Source organism: Photobacterium sp. (genome assembly GCF_033720175.1).
In the GTDB taxonomy this organism is placed as follows: Bacteria; Pseudomonadota; Gammaproteobacteria; order Enterobacterales; family Vibrionaceae; genus Photobacterium.
Genome location: NZ_JAWWDA010000003.1, coordinates 12,685 through 34,842, shown reverse-complemented (window position 1 = coordinate 34,842; position 22,158 = coordinate 12,685). Strand labels below are relative to the sequence as shown.

At 47.0% G+C, this 22,158-nt stretch carries 14 protein-coding genes and 1 riboswitch; of the genes, 7 read left to right on the top strand and 7 right to left on the bottom strand.

Features of this window, described 5'->3' with window-relative positions; all coding sequences use genetic code 11:
- Window positions 1-140: 140 nt before the first annotated feature.
- Together R3289_RS04615 and R3289_RS04610 are read right to left on the bottom strand one after the other, a co-directional pair.
- Window positions 141-1,805 (bottom strand): wax ester/triacylglycerol synthase family O-acyltransferase, encoded by a 1,665-nt coding sequence (locus R3289_RS04615; RefSeq protein ID WP_318924319.1) that lies wholly within the window; start codon window positions 1,803-1,805, stop codon window positions 141-143.
- Between the two features lie 116 nt (window positions 1,806-1,921).
- Window positions 1,922-2,281 carry a phasin-related domain-containing protein gene (locus tag R3289_RS04610; RefSeq protein ID WP_318924318.1) on the bottom strand — a complete coding sequence of 120 codons (360 nt, stop codon included), beginning with the start codon at window positions 2,279-2,281 and terminating at the stop codon, window positions 1,922-1,924.
- A gap of 418 nt (window positions 2,282-2,699) precedes the next feature.
- Between R3289_RS04610 and R3289_RS04605 the strand changes: the two genes are divergently transcribed.
- The 5 genes from R3289_RS04605 (at window position 2,700) to R3289_RS04585 (ending at window position 9,877) form a co-directional block, all read left to right on the top strand.
- Window positions 2,700-4,961: an acetyl-CoA hydrolase/transferase C-terminal domain-containing protein gene (locus R3289_RS04605; protein ID WP_318924317.1), complete on the top strand. Its 2,262-nt coding sequence runs from the start codon at window positions 2,700-2,702 to the stop codon at window positions 4,959-4,961.
- Between the two features lie 504 nt (window positions 4,962-5,465).
- Window positions 5,466-5,636, top strand: a riboswitch (Lysine riboswitch).
- A 91-nt stretch (window positions 5,637-5,727) separates the two neighbouring features.
- Window positions 5,728-6,654 (top strand): 4-hydroxy-tetrahydrodipicolinate synthase, encoded by a 927-nt coding sequence (gene dapA, locus R3289_RS04600; RefSeq protein ID WP_318924316.1) that lies wholly within the window; start codon window positions 5,728-5,730, stop codon window positions 6,652-6,654.
- Window positions 6,639-7,409: a 2,3,4,5-tetrahydropyridine-2,6-dicarboxylate N-succinyltransferase gene (locus tag R3289_RS04595; protein WP_318924315.1), complete on the top strand. Its 771-nt coding sequence runs from the start codon at window positions 6,639-6,641 to the stop codon at window positions 7,407-7,409. The genes dapA and R3289_RS04595 overlap by 16 nt, the downstream gene beginning before the upstream one ends.
- Window positions 7,409-8,617: a PLP-dependent decarboxylase gene (locus R3289_RS04590; RefSeq protein WP_318924314.1), complete on the top strand. Its 1,209-nt coding sequence runs from the start codon at window positions 7,409-7,411 to the stop codon at window positions 8,615-8,617. Before R3289_RS04595 ends, R3289_RS04590 begins: the two co-directional genes overlap by 1 nt.
- A gap of 105 nt (window positions 8,618-8,722) precedes the next feature.
- Window positions 8,723-9,877, top strand: coding sequence for a M14 family metallopeptidase (locus tag R3289_RS04585; protein ID WP_318924313.1), 1,155 nt, complete (start codon window positions 8,723-8,725; stop codon window positions 9,875-9,877).
- 164 nt (window positions 9,878-10,041) lie between these two features.
- Here the strand turns inward: R3289_RS04585 and R3289_RS04580 are convergent, their stop codons facing one another.
- Entirely contained in the window at window positions 10,042-11,493 is a 1,452-nt protein-coding gene (locus tag R3289_RS04580) for a RimK family protein (RefSeq protein WP_318924312.1), read from the bottom strand.
- A gap of 80 nt (window positions 11,494-11,573) precedes the next feature.
- On the opposite strand from R3289_RS04580, the gene R3289_RS04575 reads away from it, so the two are divergent.
- Together R3289_RS04575 and katG are read left to right on the top strand one after the other, a co-directional pair.
- Window positions 11,574-12,662: a GNAT family N-acetyltransferase/peptidase C39 family protein gene (locus tag R3289_RS04575; protein WP_318924311.1), complete on the top strand. Its 1,089-nt coding sequence runs from the start codon at window positions 11,574-11,576 to the stop codon at window positions 12,660-12,662.
- Between the two features lie 466 nt (window positions 12,663-13,128).
- Window positions 13,129-15,339, top strand: coding sequence for a catalase/peroxidase HPI (gene katG, locus R3289_RS04570; protein WP_318924310.1), 2,211 nt, complete (start codon window positions 13,129-13,131; stop codon window positions 15,337-15,339).
- Window positions 15,340-15,440: 101 nt separating this feature from the next.
- Here katG and R3289_RS04565 read toward each other — a convergent pair whose 3' ends face one another.
- Genes R3289_RS04565 through R3289_RS04550 form a run of 4 tightly spaced genes read right to left on the bottom strand, consistent with a single transcriptional unit; the run spans window position 15,441 to window position 22,047 of the window.
- The gene (locus R3289_RS04565; RefSeq protein WP_318924309.1) at window positions 15,441-16,451 is read right to left on the bottom strand and encodes a diguanylate cyclase domain-containing protein; all 1,011 of its coding nucleotides are present in this window, start codon (window positions 16,449-16,451) and stop codon (window positions 15,441-15,443) included.
- A gap of 2 nt (window positions 16,452-16,453) precedes the next feature.
- Entirely contained in the window at window positions 16,454-17,044 is a 591-nt protein-coding gene (locus tag R3289_RS04560; RefSeq protein ID WP_318924308.1) for a chemotaxis protein CheB, read from the bottom strand.
- Window positions 17,045-17,047: 3 nt separating this feature from the next.
- The gene (locus R3289_RS04555; RefSeq protein WP_318924307.1) at window positions 17,048-17,887 is read right to left on the bottom strand and encodes a protein-glutamate O-methyltransferase CheR; all 840 of its coding nucleotides are present in this window, start codon (window positions 17,885-17,887) and stop codon (window positions 17,048-17,050) included.
- Entirely contained in the window at window positions 17,887-22,047 is a 4,161-nt protein-coding gene (locus tag R3289_RS04550) for a response regulator (protein ID WP_318924306.1), read from the bottom strand. Before R3289_RS04550 ends, R3289_RS04555 begins: the two co-directional genes overlap by 1 nt.
- Window positions 22,048-22,158: the final 111 nt, after the last annotated feature.

Sequence of the window (22,158 nt, the reverse complement as noted above, 5' to 3'; positions counted from 1 at the left end):
AGGCCGCAAATGCGGCCTTATTCTCGCGCAAAAAAATACCGCAATATCTATCGCGGCATCAAAGCTATAAAAAATAAAATCAACTCGGTCGTTTACTATTAATAAAAATCGGGACAATTATCCCGATTTTTATAATGTATTTATAAAAGATTAACGACTTTTGTATCGCTATCATTTCCAATGTTATCTTGGTTTATTGCTTCAGCCTGGGGATCTACCTCTACTGTCACAGAAAGCATCTCAGTTAATTTTTCTAATTGTTTTTCTAATTCTTCTACTCGTTTCTGCTTCTCTAAATATAAACGTTCAAATTCATCATCCTCAGGCCTTAACGAATTACGCGCTGCAGTTACAGCCATTTCCACTGCCAGCGTTTCATCGTCATTATGCTCAATCTGTTCAGCGACTGTTGAAATAGCCGCATCCATCACTTCTTGTTCAAGCTCACGCAGCGCATCTTCCATATAGCCGGCAATCACTTCGAAGCCAGGCAACGATTGATTACATGCAACCAGTGAGTAATACATCGTACCCGCATTGCTATAGAAAGTAATATTAAGTGTCTGGCCAGGCATTAACAGTGATACCGGGTACTGTTCTTTTACTTCTGCACCCATAAAATAAAGGCGATCGTCGGTACCTGGAACATTAGAAATCAACAGATTGCTTGCTGGCGGAATAAAGCTATTGAGACCAAGCTTGCCACTGATTAATGAAACGCCATTGACTAACTGGGAGTAATTAATGTAGGCGTCAGGAGAGATATTCAACGCTTCATTTTTCAGATCGGACGTAGCCTGCTGAATAGCTTCTAAACGCTCAAGCGGTGATAAACCTGGCCGGCCAAGTTCAACATGGCCAATCGACATTTTATTGCCCTTAGCTTCTAATTCACCTTTACCACGTAAATTCATCGGCATCATAGCAACCAGGGGCTTTCTTAGCGGCAATGAGCGATCATTTAAATATTGATTCAAGGCTATATCACTGACAGTGAAAAGCACATCGTTCATCGACGCTCCAGTAATACGACTCAGCTGCTTTAATTTGGCAATCGGAAATTGCCCCAGACTTACCGCCCGGCTGCGTTTGGGACTGAGGTTAAACGGCGTTTTCGGTGCAGTAAACGGGATTTTAAGATCGCTGTCAGCCAGGTTTACCGCTTTTAAAGCCAACTTACTGCCAAGACGGAGCATCGAAGGAATAAGCGAAACCTGTTTAGAAGCCTGCTTTGCCGTCTTCATCACCATGTCGGTCAAATGCGTTTCTGCTGTTCGCTCAGAGGCTGTTTTCCGTAAATCACGTTGCCAGAGCGGTTTCGTGAAAGACTCTTCAACCGTCGTTGCACAGCTATGAGTAAATATTCTGCTGGCACGCACACCATCAACCATTGAGTGATGTACCTTCAGAACCAGTGCCACGCGGTTATTTTCAAGCCCACCAATCAGCCAGACTTCCCACAAAGGTTTATTGCGATCCAATACCTGGCTATGCAAACGGCCAACGACTTGTTGTAACTGCTGCTCAGTACCCGGTGATGGCAGCATGGTAATGCGTAAATGGTCTTCTAAATTTACAGTACGCACGGTTTTCCAGCTCGGCTTGCCGGTAAATGACCAATCCAATTTCCAGTTAAACGGGGCTGTCACATCTGTTTGTTGCAAAAAGTGCGCGTAAAGATCCTGAGCAAACGTGGCAGCTTGCTCTTTAGGCGGATCCAAAACAACCAGCCCTGTCACATGCATCGGTGTTTTCGCCGACTCAAAAATAATAAAACTTAAGTCAAGAAGAGACAAATTTGGCATAGATGTTCCTTTATCAATCCTGTATGTCTACTAATCTACCCCAAACAATAAGCACTAGATCCGCGTTGAGAAAAAGTACTTGTTCGTATCAGAGAGAATGCAATTAAGTGGAACAGTTATTTCTTTTGCATTAACTTATCGACAGCTGTAGTCAGTTCATCAACGCTGTTTTCCAATTCTAATAGCCTAGTACGATCAATCCCACTAGTACAACGGATAACCTGATTAACCTGAGTTTCGACTTTATTGAAGACGGCCGATTTCGTTGTTTCAACACGCTGCAATGTTTCAGCTTCGACGTCAGTACCCTTTTCAACAAAACCGTTAAATTGAGTGGCAAGTAAACGCTGAGTTTGTTCACTCTGCTCCTTGCCTTTGCTGTAAACGCCTAAACCAGCAAGGAAAACATTACGGACGATGCCTTCACCGAAAGCAGTCATTGGATTTACACTCTTAATTATTGTTCCAAACATCATGAATTTTCACCTTATTTATTATCTTCTTAGACTTACATAATAAAGAAGACGTCTATTACCAATCAACGAGGGTAACAATTAAAATTAGATCATTCTTTCTAATTTTAATTCTTTTAAAGCATCCAGATCACAAAAAACTGAGTTCCAGAAAGAAACAAATAAAAACATTAACTTCAATACCTTAACTGATTAATTCTTTGACTGGCATTATTTATAGACTTAACAATATAATCAGTTATTCCTATGCAACAGAGTGATATTTGTGATTGGTATCAATTAAATGAAATAAGAAGTGATTAGTTGTTAGACAACTAGAGTTATGGCTCTATTCTTAATAGTAGACAAATAATAAAAATAAAATAAAAAATAATCACAATATTTCATGGCCAATACTAATACATCACAAAAGGACTTCGCTATGTCAGTACTGGAGCTGGTTGGAACAAGTACTCAATCCCTTTCTATGCAATCCACAATTCCTACGGATGAAGCAATCGGTGACGTCAAGCCACCTGCTGAGCTACTTGCTCATCCAGACGAACTTGTAGACAGTATTATTGCACACGTGGGAAAAAACATTGTCCTCGGTCTACCGCTTGCCATTGGTAAACCGATCGCTTTTGTCAATGCACTCTACCAAAGAGCTAAATCCGATCCTTCTATTTCACTGAATATAGAAACGGGTATTTCTCTTGAAAAGCCTGTCGGAAAAAATTCACTAGAAAAGCAATTTCTGAAACCTTTTGTCGATCGTGAATTTGCTAATGTACCTGATCTTGACTACATACTTGATTTAAGAAAAGGAGCAGTACCAGACAACATAGCCATCAACGAATTTTTCTTTAAAGCAGGAAGCTTCTTAAACAGTCCTCAACAACAAAATTACACCAGTACAAACTATACTCATGCCGTTCGTGATCTGTTAGACAAAGGCGTCAATGTCGTTGCCCAGCTTGTAGCCAAGCGCACCATTAACGGCGTAACGACCTACAGCTTATGCAGTAATTCTGATCTGGCTCTCGATTTTGCACCGGTAATGGACGAACTGCAAAAAAACGGGACAAATGTGGCGATGGTCGCTGAAGTCAACTCCAATATGCCTTTCATGCAAAACCATGCCGAAGTCGCTGATAATGTCTTTGATTTGGTTTTAGACCAAAATTTACAGCAAGATCATAAAGATTACGCTTTGTTCGCCGCGCCTCACGCCAGTATTTCACCAGAAGATCATATGATAGGCTTTTATGCCAGCACACTGGTTAAAGACGGCGGCACCCTCCAAGTGGGGATTGGCTCTTTAAGCAGCGCACTGACTTACAGTACATTGCTACGCCACAAACAAAATTCACTGTATACGCAACTCATGAAAGATCTGCAGGTAGAGCAGAAGTTCCCTATCTGTAAAACTGTCGGTGACACTGGGACTTTTGTGGAAGGCTTATATGGTTGCAGCGAGTTAATGGTCGATGGTTTTATGCATTTGTATAATGCCGGGGTGTTAAAGCGTGAAGTCTTTGAAGATCTGACGATCCAGACCTTACTCAACAAAAAGAAAATTACCACTCAGGTCACTATTTCTACCCTGCTAATTTTGCAGGATCATAATGCGATCTCAACCGTATTAACTGATAACGATGTCACTTATCTAAAACGAATTGGTGTTTTCAAACCGTCTGTAGAGCTCATTGACGGCCTGCTGCACATCGGCGAACAGAGCTTTGCCGGCAACCTGAAAAATGCTGAAGCATTACAGTGGATCACTAAATATTGCTTAGGCGATGCACTGACTGGTGGTGTCGTCATGCATGGTGCATTCTTCATCGGGCCGAAAGATTTCTATGATGCCCTTAATAACATGAGTGACGCGGACCATAAGAAATTCTGCATGACCAGTGTTAACTACGTCAATGATCTTTATGATCACTTCATTGGAAACCAACAGCTCAAACAAGCTCAGCGTAAACATGCCCGTTTTATTAACTCAGCAATGATGGTCACACTGAATGGCTCTGCTATTTCAGATGCATTGGAAAACGGTCAGGTGGTGAGTGGTGTTGGCGGTCAGTACAACTTTGTCGCGCAGTCGCATCAGATGCCAGATTCACGCTCGATCATGAAACTACGTAGTTGCGCTGTACGAAACGGTAAACTGAAATCCAACATATTATTTAACTACGGCCATACGACCATTCCTCGCCAACTGCGTGACATTGTTATCACTGAATATGGTATTGCTGATCTGCGCAGCAAACCGGATCATGTCGTTTATACCGAACTGATCAAAATTTCTGATTCTCGCTTCCAGCAAGAGCTACTTAACAAAGCCAAAGCTGCAGGTAAAGTCGCGAAAAATTATGAGATCCCTGCAGAGTTCTGCAATAACACTCCGCAAGCCATTGCTAAGATCTACCAAACATATACACAAAAAGAGGTCTTCGGCCCGTTTCCCTTTGGCTGCAGCTTTACTGAACAAGAATTGAAACTGGGTAAAGCATTGAAATCACTGAAGAGTAAATCCGCCTCTCGCAAAGGGAAAATGCAATGCTTATGGCAGGTAGTTACCGCACCAAAGCCAAGTCAGACCGTTATACCTTTGCTAAAACGTATGGGGCTAGATAACCCTAAAAATCTGCAAGAACATATAACGAAACGACTACTGACTGCTGAGTTATCTAAATAATCAACCTAAGCGGTAAAACAAAAGCAATAATCCGGTCGTTATTCATCGATTTACTGAAGAGTCAATCGGTAAATATGAACTTACCAATATGAACAACTGACGTTGTGCGAGGTATATTAACAATGACAAAAAAGAACAAAGTAATGGCGCTTTGCCCCTATGCAGCAATCTGGGGCTGCCCAAAGTGTCCGGTAAAGAGAATTTGTCCGGGCAAAACTACGATTGGCGATCAGCCTTTAAAACCTAAGGCGAGAAAAACTAAATAGCACGACATTCCACATCGCGCCAAACAAAGTACCCTCCTATAAAGAAAGAAAGCAGTTGTGCTTTCTTTCTTTTCTCAATTGAGAGTAAATACAGAAATAACTTGCGCAAAATGCTATTTGCTAAATGAACATGGCCCGCATCAGCTATGACGGAAGATGAAACCATGCTGCATAAATATTCACATTGTTATTGACACATAACCACGTTGATGTTTGAATCAAGCCATCCCAGATTTTTGGGATCAGAAGAGGTGCGTTAACCAGGTAATCTGTTCGAGGTATCCAACTACCCGTGACCACAGATAAGGGGGATTAACGCCGAGATAAGTTTGCTTTTGGAGGCAAGGCTTATCGGTCGCTGGGGCTGAATCCTCAGGGCTGTCACCTATGGTGGAGAGCTTCTGGTGTTTGTGTTTTATCGCCCCCCAAGTGGCTAATTGTCACTGGCGCCTTCGCAAAACCAAGCTCTCTGAACTGATATCAAAAAGTTCGGATGAGAGATGTCTAATCAAAATTCTATTCCTGTAATCGGGAATGAACGCTTACAACACACTACACTATGGACGGCCCTCATCACCCCGTTCCACTCCGATGAATCTATTGATTATCCAACCCTGACCCAGCTTGCCAAAGAACAAGAGGCAGCCGGGAATGGGATCCTGATCCTCGGTAGTACCGGCGAAGCATTGGCAATAACACCGACTGAACAGCAGGATGTGATCCGCCATGTCTGTGCGCTGGATCTTTCCGTTCCACTCATGGTGGGTGTCGGCGGTTTTCAACTGCAGCAACAAATGCAATGGCTGGATTTTTTGCGGGATTTTTCTGTCGATGCCCTGCTGATACCCGTTCCGCTTTACGCCAAGCCCGGTGCCGCTAGCCAGTTGAAGTGGTTTAACAGTCTGCTTTATGCGAGCAACTGGCCATGCATGATCTATAACGTACCTTCACGCACCGGTGTCGCCCTTGATGAGCAAACCTTGGGTTCACTGGCAAGTCATCCCAATGCATGGGCAGTGAAAGAAGCCAGTGGCAGCGTTGAGGCTTTTACCCGCTACCGCGAGGCAGCTCCATCGCTACAATTTTACTGCGGCGATGATGGCCTGCTGGTCGATTTTGTTGCCGCCGGCGCCTGCGGCCTGGTATCGGTGGCCGCCAACGCCTGGCCTGAAGCCACTGCACACTATGTTCGCCAGAGCCTTAGCCAAACAACTCCAAGCTTCAAGACCTTATGGCAACAAGCCAGCAACAGCTTGTTCTGTGCCTCCAACCCGATCCCGGTAAAGGCACTAATGCAGCGTCAGGGCCGCCTTGATAATCCTGGACTGCGTCCCCCGCTTTACATCGAAGAGATGCCAGAGTTAACCCCTGTTTTAAATGCCGATGCGGCAATACACCAATGGATGAAAACATGTCTGAATCAGTAGTAACCCCGGACTGGAAACTTTTACTTGATCAACTTGAGCGCGGTGAAATACGCACTGCGACCCAAGATTTGAAAGGAAACTGGCACGCCGATGCTGCGGTGAAGCAGGGGATCCTAGCCGCATTCTCAGCCGGAGAACTGATCAGTTTCGGACCGGCATACCCAGGCACAATTGACAAACATAACCTGAGTCCGCGACAGTTTTCGCCGGAAGAACGGGTTCGTCTGGTTCCGGGAGGATCAGCGGTTCGCCGCGGTGCTTATGTGGCACCGGGCGTTGTGATCATGCCACCGGCCTACATTAATATCGGCGCTTATGTCGACAGCGGTACCATGGTCGACAGCCATGCCCTTGTCGGCTCGTGTGCCCAAATCGGCAAGAATGTCCACCTCTCTGCGGGGGTACAGATTGGCGGCGTGCTTGAGCCTGTCGGTCAAACTCCGGTGATCATCGAAGATGACGCATTTATCGGTGCCGGTTGTGTGATCGTTGAAGGGATTGTTGTAAAAAATGGGGCGGTACTGGCACCGGGAGTGACACTGTCTGCGGCTGTTGCCGTTTATGATCTGATTAATGAATGTCTGTTACCAAAAGGCGCGCCGATCCCAGAAGGCGCGGTTGTTGTTCCTGGCAGCCGCCCGGCCAGCAGCGAGTGGGGCAAAAAAATGGGCCTGAGCATACAGTGTCCGGTGATCATCAAATACCGCGATGACAGCAGCGATGCTTCACTGATTCTGGAAGAGGCGCTTCGTTAATGACACTGACTGAGCAGGTTCGCAAGGCGCTACAACTCGCCAGCAAGCAACAGCCACATTCTTTTTATGCCTATGATCTTGACGGACTGGATCAGCACTTGGCCGGGCTAGAAAGTGCGCCGGCCAAGTTATGGTATGCCGTTAAAGCGAATCCGTTATCGGCCATCATTCAGGCTCTTGATGCCAGAGGCTTTGGCTTTGATGTCGCGAGCCTGGGCGAATTGAAACAGGTATTGGCACAAGGCGTCGACCCGTCACGTATTTTAAATACCGGCCCGGTAAAAACACCGGAGCACCTGGCCGAGTTTATCAAGCACGGCGTACGTATTTTTGTTCTGGAAAGCCACCAGCAGGCTGATGATCTGGCCCAAATTGCCCGTGCACAACGAATCCGTATTCAGGTGCTGCTACGGGTGCAGTTGCCGTGGGCTAGAGATCCAGAAGAAAAGATGAATGTACTGGGGGGCAGCAACCCTACTCCGTTCGGGCTAACACCTGAGCAGTGGATGCCTGATACGTTCACTTTGCCAGATGAATTTGAGCTATTGGGTGTGCATTGCTTCCAATGGGGCAATATCCTTTGTGCCGATACTCTGGTGCAAACCTGGCAGGCCGCGATGCCTAGACTTACCGCCCTGCTTGATGTCTGGCAGATATCAGAACCTGTCGTCGACTTAGGCGGCGGACTGGGTATCCCTTATGCCGGACAACAGCAAGAGCTAGATTGGCAGCGGGTTTGCCAGGGGCTGGAACAGCTGAAAAGTGAGTTTCAGCTTGGCCAATGCTGGATGGAATTAGGCCGTTATGCCGTTGGCCCTTATGGTTATTACGCCAGTAAGGTTGCCGATATCAAAGATAATCAGGGTGTCCGCTTTGCCGTGATTGAAGGCGGAAGCCAGCACCTGCTGCGCCCGGCGCTTACACAGCAAGCTTTCCCGGTTGAATCTCTGCAACCTTGTGATTCTCCGCTGATGTCTTACCAGATCCATGGTGCGCTCTGCACCGGACTGGATTGCCTTGGCAGCTTACAGCTACCAGACAGCTTGCAGCGGGGCGATTGGCTGATTTTCTCTCAGGCGGGCGCTTATGGTTTTACCGAAAGTATGCCCTACTTCCTGTGCCACGCTCTTCCTGCAGAGCTAACCTTTTCGCAGTCGGGCATTAACGTTTTGCGACCGAGTGCTCCGGCCAGTCATTATTTGGCTTAAATAACGGCGGAAATACAGAATATACAGCCCGCCAAGCTACGGCGAGTTCACTTATCAAATGTCACCGGTAACCGCATACACCTCTAACAACCAGGTGCCATGCGGTTGCCAAAACAGAGAAAGGAGCCGGATAAAGCACATCCGGCAATGCTGATGATAAAAACAACCACAGTCAAAGTCGGTGAGCAGCCGACCGGCAATCCGATGGAAGTGCCGGTGATCAACATTCAAGGTCAGGGCAATGGTCCGCGCGTTTATATCCAGGCCAATATCCATGGCGCTGAGGTGCAGGGCAATGCCGTCATTTACCAGCTGCTGGAGTTTTTCCGCCAACATCCGCCACAAGGGGATGTGGTTATGGTGCCTCAGGCTAACCCTCTGGGTATTAATCAAAAAAGTGGCGAATTTACCCTTGGTCGATTCGATCCGGTTACAGGCACCAACTGGAATCGCCAGTATTATTTTGACAGCAGCCTGCTTGAGCCGTTCAGCCAGCAATATATTGATGCTGATGAAGCGGTGATCCGTGATGCGTTTCGCGACAGGCTGAGAGAGCAAATCAACCAACGCCAGAGCTCACCGTGGGGCCTGACCTGTGGCCAACATTTAGCCATGAACTTACAGAAAATGGCGATGGAAGCCGATATTGTTCTTGACCTGCATACCGGACCGATCTCTGCCCGTCACCTTTATGTCCCTGAATATGCACGCGAACGGGCCCGCTATTTTAATATCCCACTAAATATTCTTATTCCAAGCGACTTTGACGGCGCAATGGATGAAGCCTGCTTTAGCCCCTGGTGGCAGTTAAGCCAGCAATTTGCCAAACTTGGCCGCAAACTGCCGGTAATGGTGGATGCCTTCACCCTGGAATTGGGTTCACAAGAGCTGCTGGATGTAAACGCCGCCGGACGCGATGCGCTGGGGATTTGCAATTACCTGCAGCATCAGGGCATGTGGCCAGACAAATCATTTATTTGTGATCCTGTCTCCCTTTACGCCTGTTATCTCAGCGACTATAAAGCCTATCACAGTCCGGCCGGCGGTCAGGTCGAATATCAGGCTCAGCTTAATCAGCCACTTGCAGCCGGCGAGCCGCTTGCAACACTTTGGCATTTTAATACCCTCGGCAGTGACTCTTGCCTGAGCCGTAAACTGATTCTGCCCTGTGACAGCATCCCTGTCTTGCACTTTGCCTCAGCAAGCGTGCAACAAGGCACAGAGCTGTATAAGGTTCTGACCAATACATTTAGGCTTTAGAACTATCTGACTTAGTATTTCTGTATTCAAGTCTCATAACTGAATTCTGACGGTGCTATTTCAAGATTTTATGATGTATTGCATCTCAGGTACAAAATGTCTGGCCCGCCTCGTTCTCGCAATTTATCAATGCAATAACAAGGCGGGCCATCTGATTAAATCCGTTACAACCCTCTCATTTGAATGCGGCGTAAAAACTCAGTCATGACTCGATCGTAAAGCAGATCGCCTAAGAAGGCGTCTTCAACATGATGATCGATGCTTGGATTATCGTTCACTTCAATCACATAAACCTTGCCATCGATCTCTTTTAAATCGACACCGTAAATACCGGAGCCAATCAAGTTAGCCGCTTTCAGCGCGACATCCACAACGTTTTTTGGAACTTGCTTGAGATCTAAGGTTTCAAAGCCCCCCGAGGAGACTCGGCCGCTGCTGTGATGATGATAAATCTGCCAGTGACCTCGGCTCATGAGATATTTACAACCATAAATCGCCTGGCGATTCATCACCCCTATCCGCCAGTCAAAGTCAGTCGGCATATAGGCCTGGGCCAAAATCAGCGAACTTTTTTCAAATAGTGCCGAAGCCTCACGCTCTAAGCTGGCTTCGTCACTCACTTTGACCACGCCGCGAGAAAATGCACCATCAGGAATTTTGAGCACCAAAGGCAGTTCAAGATTTTCAAGCAAAGCTTGCTTCCAATTGGAATCGAAGCTACGCAAAATCACGCTCTTGGGTGCGGGTACATTGTTGCGTTGTAGCAACTCGGTCAAAAATACCTTATTGGTACACTTCATAATAGATTCCGAGTCATCCATTACCACCAGCCCAAGCTTTTCTGCTGCTTTAGCAAATCGATAGGTGAAGTTGCTGATGTTGGTCGTGGCGCGAATGAATAGACCATCAAACTCACCCAAGCGGGATAAGTCATCTTGAGTAATGGTTTGCAAATTCATACCCAATCGATTGGCCGCTCGGCGAAACAACTTCAGCGCGGCAGGATCGGATGGGGGCATTTTTTCATCCGGATCGACCAGCATCGCAATGTCGTAACGATATTTTTTCTCTGGCTTAGGCGTTCGCCAAACTTTGTTCGAAAACAGCTCAAGAGATTCGGCGAAGAAGTCTTGCTCTGGATCCGTTAGATCTTGGAATGGAAAAGGCTGAACTGAAATCAACTGCCACTGCTTTGCGCGTTTTTTTAGCACCACTTCCAACACTGGTACCATAAACTGTTCAAAGAGGCGTCTTGCTACTTTGTCCAGCCCCGGAGTAGACGTCCGACCGAAATAGATCTTACTGTGGATCTCATCTTGATGAGCAAAATTTTTATCCAGCTCTGAGTGGTGCAGTGAGATGAAAAACGGTTGGTTGATGTCGTTGATAGCCACAACGCGCGGAATCACACGATGGCCGCGCGCTTCGGCCATTAATGAACAGTAATAGCCGTTGCTCATGTAGCCATAGTCACGACACAAGTTGACAACTTGCAGATTACGATGTGTTTCTTTCCAGTCTGGTTGCAGATAATCATCGACTGTAATTATTTGTTTACTAGGAAAATATTGCCGCCAGTCACTGGTTTGGTCGGTAACAATCAGAATGTTTGCCATTTATTTTTTCCCAACTATAGCATTAGAAGACTTTCTACTATTTAATCTCGTTGCAACCGTCAATCGTGTAAGGATTTTGTATGGAATTTCGCTTAGCGGAATTGGCCGATCTCAGTGCTCTAAACTCGCTAGAACAACAGCTCTTTGACGGCGATAAAATATCGCCCCGTCAAATGAAGCGTTTTCTTCTGTCACCTCATTGCATGGTGTTTATCGCCGTTTCTGACGCTGAGCTGGTAGGATATGCCTTACTGTTATTCCATCAAGGGACACTGCTATCACGATTATATTCGATTGCCGTTAAACCAGATTTCAGAGGGCAAAAAATCGCACAAAGTTTGCTTGAGCTTTGTGAAGAGTCGGCCCTTAATCAAGGCTCTACTACATTACGACTAGAAGTGCGTGATGACAATATCCCGGCAAAAAAATTGTATCAGCGCCTCGGTTATAAGAAGTTGAAAGTACTGATTCATTACTATGATGATTTGGCTGATGGTCTTCGGATGCAAAAGCGTTTAACCCCGACGGAGCCAAAAACCTTACTTCCTATGCCGCTGTATATTCAAACTACGCCATTTACCTGTGGTTCGGCGTGCTTATTGATGAGTTTTGCGACGCTCTCTTCGCAGCAGGAACTATCTCGCACGTTAGAGCTACAATTGTGGCGCGAGGCGACAACTATTTATATGGCAGCAGGACATGGTGGCTGTAGCGGCCATGGCTTAGCGTTGGCGGCGAAACGACGTGGTTATCATGTTGAGTTATGGACTCAATCGCAGTCTACACCGTTTATCGATAGTGTACGGGACAAGAACAAAAAAGAGGTTATAGAGCTTGTCCATCAAGATTTTTGCCAACAGATTAACGTTGAGCAAATTCCGATGATTGATGCACCGCCGAGTACAGCAATGCTTGAGGAGTGGATTCGCCAGGGGGCCTGTGTATTGCTGCTGATTAGTACTTATCGATTCAATGGAAGCAAAGAGCCGCACTGGATTGTGCTGAGTGGCATGAGTGATAGATTCTTTTTTTTCCACGATCCCCATGCTGATACACCAGCGGATGCGGCATCATCAGCGTATATTCCGGTGAGTAAGCTCAGCTTGTCGCAAATTCTCGGATTCGGTAAACAGAAACACACCGCGTGTGTAATGATTCGCCGAAGATAAAAACTTCCCGAAGAAAAACACTTTACTTTTTTCTGGCCATTCAACCATACATTACGAATAAGATACAAAATAAAAAACCTGGCTTTCTATCTTGGAAAGCAACAGGCTTTGCCCCCTTGTGTCCGGCCATCCCACCAGCAGTCATATGCTTCTGATTTACTACCATTAACCCTGCTTCCAGAGTCCTGCTCATGTGCTGTTCTGAAGCGAGTTCGTGTTCGACGTATAGGGATATTGTGACCGGATTAAACCAGGCCATTTAATCCTAAGATATTGGGCAATTGCTCTGAAAAACACAGTTTTCCCACTAAGGTTTTAATACTCCTTAGATTTAGATTGAAACAAACAATTAATGTAATGGGTAAAACCGTCCATCTCGGTGCAATACTCGTCTATATTTTCAGGGTAGAGGCTGCGGGTATATGTAGTACGCACGACATAAAACCAACCTAAAAAGGAGTTTTAGATGAGCAATGACAAAAGTACCGCTTCGGGTCAATGTCCTGTAATGCACGGTGGTAATGCTCGCATGGGAGGGGACGGCAAAAAAAATATGGACTGGTGGCCTAACCAACTGAACCTAAAAATCCTTCACCAAAACGACAGAAAATCGAACCCTATGGGTGAAGACTTCAACTATAGGGAAGAGTTTACCAGACTCGATCTTAAAGAAGTGAAAAAAGACATTGAATATGTCATGACCGATTCAAAAGACTGGTGGCCAGCAGACTACGGTCATTATGGCCCTTTAATGATTCGCATGGCATGGCACGCTGCGGGAACCTACCGTACCGGTGATGGACGCGGCGGAGCTTCTACCGGTAACCAGCGTTTTGCACCATTAAACAGCTGGCCAGATAACGCTAATCTCGACAAAGCACGTCGTCTGTTGTGGCCAGTTAAGCAAAAATATGGCAACAAACTCTCATGGGCAGACTTGTTTATTCTTTCTGGTAATGTGGCTCTCGAATCCATGGGCTTCAAAACTTTTGGCTTTGGTGGCGGCCGAGAAGATATTTGGGAACCAGAAGAAGACATTTACTGGGGGGCAGAAGACGAGTGGTTAGGTAACAAACGTTACAGTGGTGAACGTGAGCTTGATGCCCCTCTTGCTGCGGTACAAATGGGGCTGATTTACGTCAACCCGGAAGGACCAGACGGCAACCCGGATCCTGTTGCGTCAGGTAAAGACGTTCGTGAGACTTTCGCGCGCATGGCAATGAACGACTACGAGACGGTTGCACTGACTGCCGGAGGTCATACATTTGGCAAGTGCCATGGTGCCGGTGATGCGGCTCATGTAGGTCCTGAGCCAGAAGCGACTCCACTGGAAGAGATGGGCCTGGGTTGGAACAGCAGCTATGGTAGTGGTAAGGGCCGTGACGCTATAACCAGTGGGCTCGAAGGTCCATGGACGCCAAGCCCAACCAAATGGGACAACAGTTATTTTGACATGCTGTTAGGCTACGATTGGGATCTAACGAAAAGCCCTGCCGGTGCCTACCAATGGGCACCTAAAAACCTTGCAGAAAACAATCACGCGCCAGATCCGGAAGACGCCTCCAGGCGGGTCGGGATCATGATGACCACCGCTGATATGTCAATGCGCGAAGATCCGGCGTATCGCAAGATCTCTGAACACTTCCACAACAATCCTGAAGAGTTCGCAGGTGCATTTGCGCGAGCATGGTTCAAACTGACTCACCGCGACATGGGACCTAAATCCCGTTATCTTGGCCCAGATGTACCGGCTGAGGACTTAATTTGGCAAGACCCGATACCGTCGGTTGATCATGACCTCGTGGATACCAACGACGTAGCAGAATTGAAAAAAATTATCATGCGTTCGGGTCTGAGTGTTTCCGAACTGGTCTATACGGCTTGGTCTTCTGCCTCAACGTTCCGCGGTTCGGATTGCCGCGGAGGTGCCAATGGAGCACGTATCCGCCTAGCACCTCAAAAAGACTGGGAGGTTAACCAGCCTGATCAGTTGCAAAAAGTGCTGAGTACTTTTGAAGGTATCCAGAAAGACTTCAATTCCTCTCAGTCAGGCAATAAAGCGATTTCTCTTGCGGACCTGATTGTGCTTGGTGGTTCTGCCGCGATTGAGCAAGCGGCAAAAGACGCCGGATTTAACATCGACGTACCTTTTTCTCCGGGCAGGACCGATGCAACTGACGAGCAAACCGACGCTCAATCTTTCAATGTACTCGAACCCGCCGCTGACGGTTTCCGTAATTATATGAAGAAAGCGTTCACTGTATCTCCTGAAGCGATGTTGATTGACCGTGCGCAACTACTGACACTGACAGCTCCAGAGATGACGGTACTCATAGGCGGTATGCGGGCGCTGAATACGAACTTCGGTCAGTCGCAATACGGCGTCTTGACGGACAAACCCGGTACACTTACCAACGACGTCTTCGTGAATATCCTTGATATGGGCACGGAATGGAAACCTACGTCAGATGACGCACAGAAGTTCGAAGGTCGAGATCGTAAGACCGGTACCCTGATGTGGACAGCCACACGCGTTGACCTGATCTTTGGCTCTAACTCGCAGTTGCGCGCCCTTGCCGAAGTGTATGGTAGTGACGATGCGAAAGAGAAGTTCGTCAACGATTTTGTAAAAGCCTGGACAAAAGTGATGAACGCTGACCGCTTCGACCTGAAGTAGTTGCGGATTTCGAACGGGTGCCTGCACACATAGCGCCCGTTTATTTATTATCAAGACTTGCGCGCTCACTGGCTGCTGTGATGATAAAGCAGGCGAGTCAGTTAAGCGCTTAATTTTTCTTTTACTGCCATACTGCAACAGCAGTTTCGGCCGCTATGTTTCGCTTCATATAACGCATTATCCGCAAGCTCCATCAGTTTGCGAGAGGAAAGCTTCAAATTGGGAATAACGGTAGAGACGCCAACACTGACAGTAAGATAATTACTCGAAGGTGAAGAGCTATGAGGTTTACTCAGTATATCAATGCTCTCTCTGATACGCTTTGCAACCTGCATCGCCCCCTCACTGTCGGTTTCGGGGAGTATAATGGCAAACTCTTCACCACCAATACGAGCAAACTTATCCAACTCACGCAGCGGAATGCTCGAAAGCGTGCGGGCAACTTCTCTGAGGCAGTCATCGCCAACCTGGTGGCCATAGGTATCGTTGTATGCTTTAAAATGATCAATATCTAACATAATCAAAGAAAGTGGTCTCTGAGCTCTTACTCCCCGCTTCCATTCCGCGTTAAACACCTCATCAAAACGCCGTCGATTCAACAAACCGGTTAGACCATCGGTGGTGGACAACATCAGGAGCTGTTCATTTGTTTCCTCCAACTGCTGTTGCAGTTCTTCAAGCTCAACCAGCTTGCGATTAAATTCCTGTGTTTTTTCTCGCAAAGCTTCTTTTTGCTGAAATAATTCGATAAATACCCCGACTTTACTTTGAAACACCATGGGAACCAGGGGCTTAAACAGATAATCGACAGCACCCGACTCATAACCTTTGAAGACATGTGCCGACGCTTTCGAGGCGGCCGTTACAAAAATAATCGGGATATGTCTGTTTTTTTTATTTCCCCTCATCAATTCGGCAACTTCATAGCCGTCCATTCCCGGCATCTGAACATCGAGAAGGATCAACGCAAATTCATGATCCAGAGTATGTGCTAACGCTTCCTCGCCCGAGTTGGCTTTGATGAGGTCAATATTGAACTGCTCAAGCAATCCTTCAAGCGCTAACAGATTTTCTGGTCTGTCATCAACAATCAATATCTTGGGAATACCCATAATTATTCTGCTTCGCAAAGTATATTCAAAAAATGACCTATTTCATTCAAAGGCAAAATATGGTCAACCTCTACTGCTTCGATGGCCGCTTTGGGCATGGCTTGCGCCTCGGCGGTCTCTGGGGACTGCACCACGGTCAGCCCTCCAAGCTGCTTAATTTTGCTCAGCCCGGCAGCGCCATCAGAGTTGGCGCCAGTCAAAACGATCCCGATCAGCTCATTCTGGTAAGCCTCTGCTGCCGTTTCAAACAGCACATCAATAGATGGACGAGAAAAATTCACCCGCTCGGCTGTTGATAATGCGATAGCCCTGTCGCACTCAACCATCAAATGATAATTGGGCGGGGCGAAATAAACTACGCTCCCTTCTATACGTTCTTTATCCTCAGCCTCTTTCACGTCCAACAGGCAATGATTGCTGAAATGGATAGGAAGGTAATTTTCTGAGGTGGGGCTGATATGCTGAACAACCAGTACCGGAAGTGAAAATGTCGGCTTAAGAACAGGCAATATTTTTTCCAGCGCGGCCAATCCGCCCGCTGAAACACCAATAACTATCGCCCGGTATTGTCTGCTCTTACTCATCCCATCCATTCCCTACAATATACGTTTTTTGCGGTATATTTTTTCTCGCTCAGAGACTACGTCAAACTGATCGGCAACATCAGAAAATCTAAGGCTCTCCTTTGAACCCAAGCAGAGGAAACCGCCTGGGCATAAGCTATCACAAAATAACTGCAGCACCCGGTTCTGCAGCTCCCGGTTGAAATATATCAATACGTTTCGACAGAAAATGATGTTCATCTCTCCGAACACCCCATCGGTTACCAAATTATGGGGTGAGAACAACATCTTATCTTTGAGAAAGCTCTTCATTACTACATTGTCATAATCGGCAGCATAGTAGTCTGAAAAGGATCGGGTGCCACCTGACTGCTGGTAATTGGCGGTGTACTCCCGCACGAGATCCATCGGGTAGATGCCTAGTTTTGCCTTTTCAAGGATCCGCTCATTAAAATCAGTGGCATAGATCTGAACTCGATCTTTTACGCCCTCTTCTTCGAGCAGGATCCCCATCGAGTAAACTTCCTGGCCTGATGAACAGCCCGCGTGCCACACTTTGATAAAAGGATAGGTTTTAAGATGAGGCACTACGGTGTCGCGAACCCGCTGATAAAACCAGGGGTCTCTGAACATCTCAGTGACATTGATGGACAGATCAAGCAGCACCTTATTAAAAAACGGCTCCTCACAGATCAATCGGTGCTGCATCTCCGAAAAGTTTCTCAACCCCTCGTGCGCACGCCGGTGTTCAAGCCTGCGCTTGGTGTGGGCGAACGCATAATTCCTGAAATCATAGCCATATTTTCGAAAGATGGCTTCTAACAACAGCTGGATCTCCAGCTGCTCATCTGAAATAGTTATTGTATTTGACATTAGTACAACCACACCCTCAGCATGGATAGGAGTTTGTCGGTATTCACTGGCTTAGCTAAATAGTCGCTGGCACCCGCCTCGATGCACTTACTGCGATCACCTTTCATCGCCTTGGCCGTTAACGCAATAATGGGCAACTTCGCGAACTCCCGCTGTTTACGGATCTCACGCATCGCTTCATAACCGTCCATCTTGGGCATCATTATGTCCATCAGGACGCCATCAATATTGGTTTCCTCTTTAAGTTTATCGAGGCACTCAAGCCCATTTCTGGCAATAACGACCTCCATACCCTTCTCTTCCAGCACACTGGATAGCGCAAACACATTGCGCATATCATCATCCACCAGCAACATTGTTTTTCCGCTCAAAACGGCTTCCTTATCATGGATCATCTTGAGCATACCGCGTTGCTGTTCCGGCAGGTTAGCTTCTACCCGGTGCAGGAACAACGCTGACTCATCGAGCAGCCGCTCCGGCGATTTCACGCCCTTGATGATAATACTTTCTGCATAGCGATTGAGCTCTTTCTCCTCATCTCGCGTCAGGTCGCGACCGGTATAGATGATAATCGGCACCCGGGCGGCGGTTTCGCTTTTGCGAATGCACTCGAGAAGTTCAAACCCGGACATATCACCAAGCCCCAGATCCAGCACCATGCAGTCATAGATGCTGCCTTCCAGCTCATGTAACGCTTCTTTACCTGTACCTACCGCGGTAATGCTGACATCGCCGTCGCCAATCAGCGCCTTGATACTTTCTCGCTGTACGTCATCATCCTCCACCACTAGCAGCCGGCTCACCGGCTTTGAGATAATATCTTCGATCTTGCCGAATGCCTTTTCCATCTTATTCACATCGACAGGTTTGGTCAGATAACCGATCGCTCCCATTCTCATGGCATCCAGCGTACTGTCATTGGCAGACATGAAATGCACCGGAATGTGCCTCAACTCAGAGTTATCCTTAAGGCGCTCCATCACCGTCCAGCCATCGATACCTGGCAAGCCAATATCGAGAATAATAGCGCTGGGCTTATAGTAATCGGCAAAGTGCAGACCCGTTTCACCGTCTTCAGCGACGATACACTTAAAGCCTCTTTCACGGCCAAAATCGCGCATAATCTGGGCAAAGGCACGATCATCCTCAATGATTAGCAAGCTTTTGTTTTCAGCCGTTACCGCCTTGCGATCATCATCAATGTACTCGCTATCCTCGGGCGGTGTCTGTAACGATTGCACCGGCTGTGCAGATATCAACGACGTCGGTTTTCGGGGCTCAGTTTGAACTTCTAGCCCTGCCGCTTTCGGTAACTTGACCGATTTAATGTCAGGTATGGCATCAATAGTAATCCCTGGGGTAGCCCCCATTTCATCGCGATGGGTTACTTTGCTTTCATGTGCAAGGGGCAGCACAATGGTGAAGGTACTTCCCTGCCCTTCTTCACTTTCCAGGTAAATAGAGCCTCCCAACAGGTGAGTCAACTCTTTAGTGATAGAAAGCCCGAGCCCAGTACCACCGTAATTGCGGCTGGTGCTGCCATCGGCCTGCTGGAACGCCTGGAAAATCGCTACTTGGTTCTCTTGCGCAATCCCTATCCCATCATCTTTAACCGCAAACACGATCATCGACTCGGGTTCAGCATTTAGCTGCTGACACATATCAGGGGCTGGCTTTGAAATTGCCAACTCCACGGCCCCCTCATGTGTGAATTTAAAGGCATTTGTCAACAAATTGCGCAAGATCTGTTGAATGCGCTGCGAGTCAGTGCGCAAGGATTTCGGCGCATCGTCAGTAATATTTAACTCAAACGCGACCCCTTTCTCGTTGGCAATCTCCTTATAGATCCGATTCAGATCGGTGATCAGGCTGTCAATACCGACCTCTTCAATAAAAAGATCAACCTTGCCGGCCTCAATCTTAGACAAATCCAGAATTTCATTAATCAACGAGAGCAGATCTGAACCGGAGGAGTTAATCGCATTAGCAGACTCAATCTGTTTATCTGTCAGGTTTCCGTCTTTATTATTAGCAAATAGCTGGGAAAGAATAAGAATGCTATTTAACGGGGTTCTCAGCTCATGAGACATATTGGCAAGAAACTCGGATTTATATTTACTCGCTACTTCAACCTCGCGAGCCTTTTCTTTTACCACTTCTTGTGCCTGAACCAGCTTTTCATTTTTTAGGAGTATTTCCCCTTTTTGTTCTTCTAGCGCCTTGGTACGCTCTTCCAGCTCTTCATTGGTAACTCGCAGTTCTTCCTGCTGCGCCTGCAATTCAGACTCAGATTCCTTAAGCACTTGCGCCTGCTCTTCCAGTTCCTCATTACTCACACGAAGCTCTTCCTGCTGGGTCTGAAGTATCTCTTCCGATTTCTTGAGCGCTATCGCTTGCTCTTCCAGCTCTTCATTGGCCACCTGAAGCTCTTCCTGTTGCTTCTGAGCTTGTTCAAGTAGTTCGCGGATCACTTGGCGATTGTTAGCGGCATTAAACAAAATACCGGCATTGAGGATCACTTGATTCACAAAGCGCCGGTGCAGCTTGGTAAATTGGCCTGATGTACCAAGTAGCACGGCACCGATCAGCTTGTCGTCTAAGGTAATAGGGATCGCCATAAAGTTGTGCGGAACCACTTCTCCGGCACCGAAATTAATGGCTGGTGCGTTATCAATAATATCGGTAAAAGTAATTATTTCATTTTCAAGCGCGGCCTGTCCGACCATGCCTTCACCCAACTTAATACGGTTGAAGTTCCCTTTTCGGTCAGTGAACGCGTAGCTTGCCTGAAGCTCAAGAACATCTTCATTTACAAGGTATAAAGCGCCCAGCTGGGCCCCCATATGTTTGCTAAAAAAGGTGATAAACCGAGTTGCAAGATCAGTCGTTTCCAAATCACCGCGTAACTGATCGTCCAATGTTTCTTTACCCGATTTAAGCCAATCCTGATCCTGAAGATTACTCGCCATATTGTTTAATGCCAGAGCCAAATCGCCAAGCTCATCTTTACGATCCAGATCCAGGCTTGATGACAGTTCACCTTTAGCGATCGCTTGGGCAAAGTGCATCCCTTCAATCAAAGGTCGCGTGGTGGCCCGGGAAAGAACTGAAGCGGCAAAAATAATCAGCATCAACAGCAAGCCACCGACAATGGACAGTGTCTGGTAGATCATATATATCGGCTGGGTCACCTCATTCTCGTTAATTTTAGATATCAGATACCAATCAACACCCGGTATAATGACCTTGTTATAGGCCACCTGAACAGAAACGCCAGCACTATCAATATAGGTATCAAAGCCTCCGCCCACTCCTTTTTCGGCCGCATTGAGCCAATAATCAAGTGGTACGGGCAAAGAATAGCCAACCACATTCCGCCCGTTGCCCATCGTCTGCATGTTACTGCGAAACTCGTATAAGCCCGTCTTCTCATTTGCACCGATCAGGTAAGACTCACCCGTCTTCCCCATACCAATACGAGAATCCACGATACGGGTAATAAGCTCCGGCGACAGTTGCAGAGCCAGTACACCGCTCAGCTGCCCGTGTTCATCAGAGATTGGGTGGGCAAGAAAAGCGGTTTCGCTGCCGGCAGAAGGCTCGAAGGCATCAAAGTCGGTAAAAACCACCTTGCCGGTCGAAATCACCTCGCGCCACGCCTTGGCCAGTCCGCTGTTTCGGTATTGGCCATGCACCAGATTGCTTCCCTGAATATCGCTGCTAGAGAGGGAGAACATGACATGCCCGTGATCGGCATCAAGGATATAGAGATCGCTGTAGCCATAAGCTTCAACATAACTCTCGAAATGAGGAAGAAAACGCCCGATTAACTGAGAATAACCGTCAGATTCGGCATCTAAAGTGGACGTTGTTTCCGTATCACTCTCATGCTCATGCTGATTTAGCTGCTGTGATAACTCAATGACACGTTCAGAATCAGCCAGAACTTCAATATCCGCCAAGCGCTGGTTAAAAAAGTCCTCAATAATCCCCTTTCGGATCGACTGAATCGTGATAAGCCCATCAAACGACTCGTCAATCAGGGCTTCAGTGGCAAGTCGGCTGCTGAAATAAACAGCGATCACCATAGGGATAACACCCGTGATAACCAGCAGGCCCACCAGCTTGGGGCGAATACGTAAATCGGCAAAACGAATCATTGTTACTCCAAAATTTAAAAAGCAGCCCATGCGCTCAGATACGCGCTTTCAATCTATCAGGGAAATCTTGGGTGACAATGAGTCCAACCAGAGTGTTCGAATAGAGGCCTT

Bases quoted from the DNA above. Each gene is read 5' to 3' on its own strand.
- R3289_RS04615 (WP_318924319.1), bottom strand. From the start codon at position 1,805: ATGCCAAATTTGTCTCTTCTTGACTTAAGTTTTATTATTTTTGAGTCG.
- R3289_RS04610 (WP_318924318.1), bottom strand. From the start codon at position 2,281: ATGATGTTTGGAACAATAATTAAGAGTGTAAATCCAATGACTGCTTTC.
- R3289_RS04605 (WP_318924317.1), top strand. From the start codon at position 2,700: ATGTCAGTACTGGAGCTGGTTGGAACAAGTACTCAATCCCTTTCTATG.
- dapA (WP_318924316.1), top strand. From the start codon at position 5,728: ATGTCTAATCAAAATTCTATTCCTGTAATCGGGAATGAACGCTTACAA.
- R3289_RS04595 (WP_318924315.1), top strand. From the start codon at position 6,639: ATGTCTGAATCAGTAGTAACCCCGGACTGGAAACTTTTACTTGATCAA.
- R3289_RS04590 (WP_318924314.1), top strand. From the start codon at position 7,409: ATGACACTGACTGAGCAGGTTCGCAAGGCGCTACAACTCGCCAGCAAG.
- R3289_RS04580 (WP_318924312.1), bottom strand. From the start codon at position 11,493: ATGGCAAACATTCTGATTGTTACCGACCAAACCAGTGACTGGCGGCAA.
- R3289_RS04575 (WP_318924311.1), top strand. From the start codon at position 11,574: ATGGAATTTCGCTTAGCGGAATTGGCCGATCTCAGTGCTCTAAACTCG.
- katG (WP_318924310.1), top strand. From the start codon at position 13,129: ATGAGCAATGACAAAAGTACCGCTTCGGGTCAATGTCCTGTAATGCAC.
- R3289_RS04565 (WP_318924309.1), bottom strand. From the start codon at position 16,451: ATGGGTATTCCCAAGATATTGATTGTTGATGACAGACCAGAAAATCTG.
- R3289_RS04560 (WP_318924308.1), bottom strand. From the start codon at position 17,044: ATGGATGGGATGAGTAAGAGCAGACAATACCGGGCGATAGTTATTGGT.
- R3289_RS04555 (WP_318924307.1), bottom strand. From the start codon at position 17,887: ATGTCAAATACAATAACTATTTCAGATGAGCAGCTGGAGATCCAGCTG.
- R3289_RS04550 (WP_318924306.1), bottom strand. From the start codon at position 22,047: ATGATTCGTTTTGCCGATTTACGTATTCGCCCCAAGCTGGTGGGCCTG.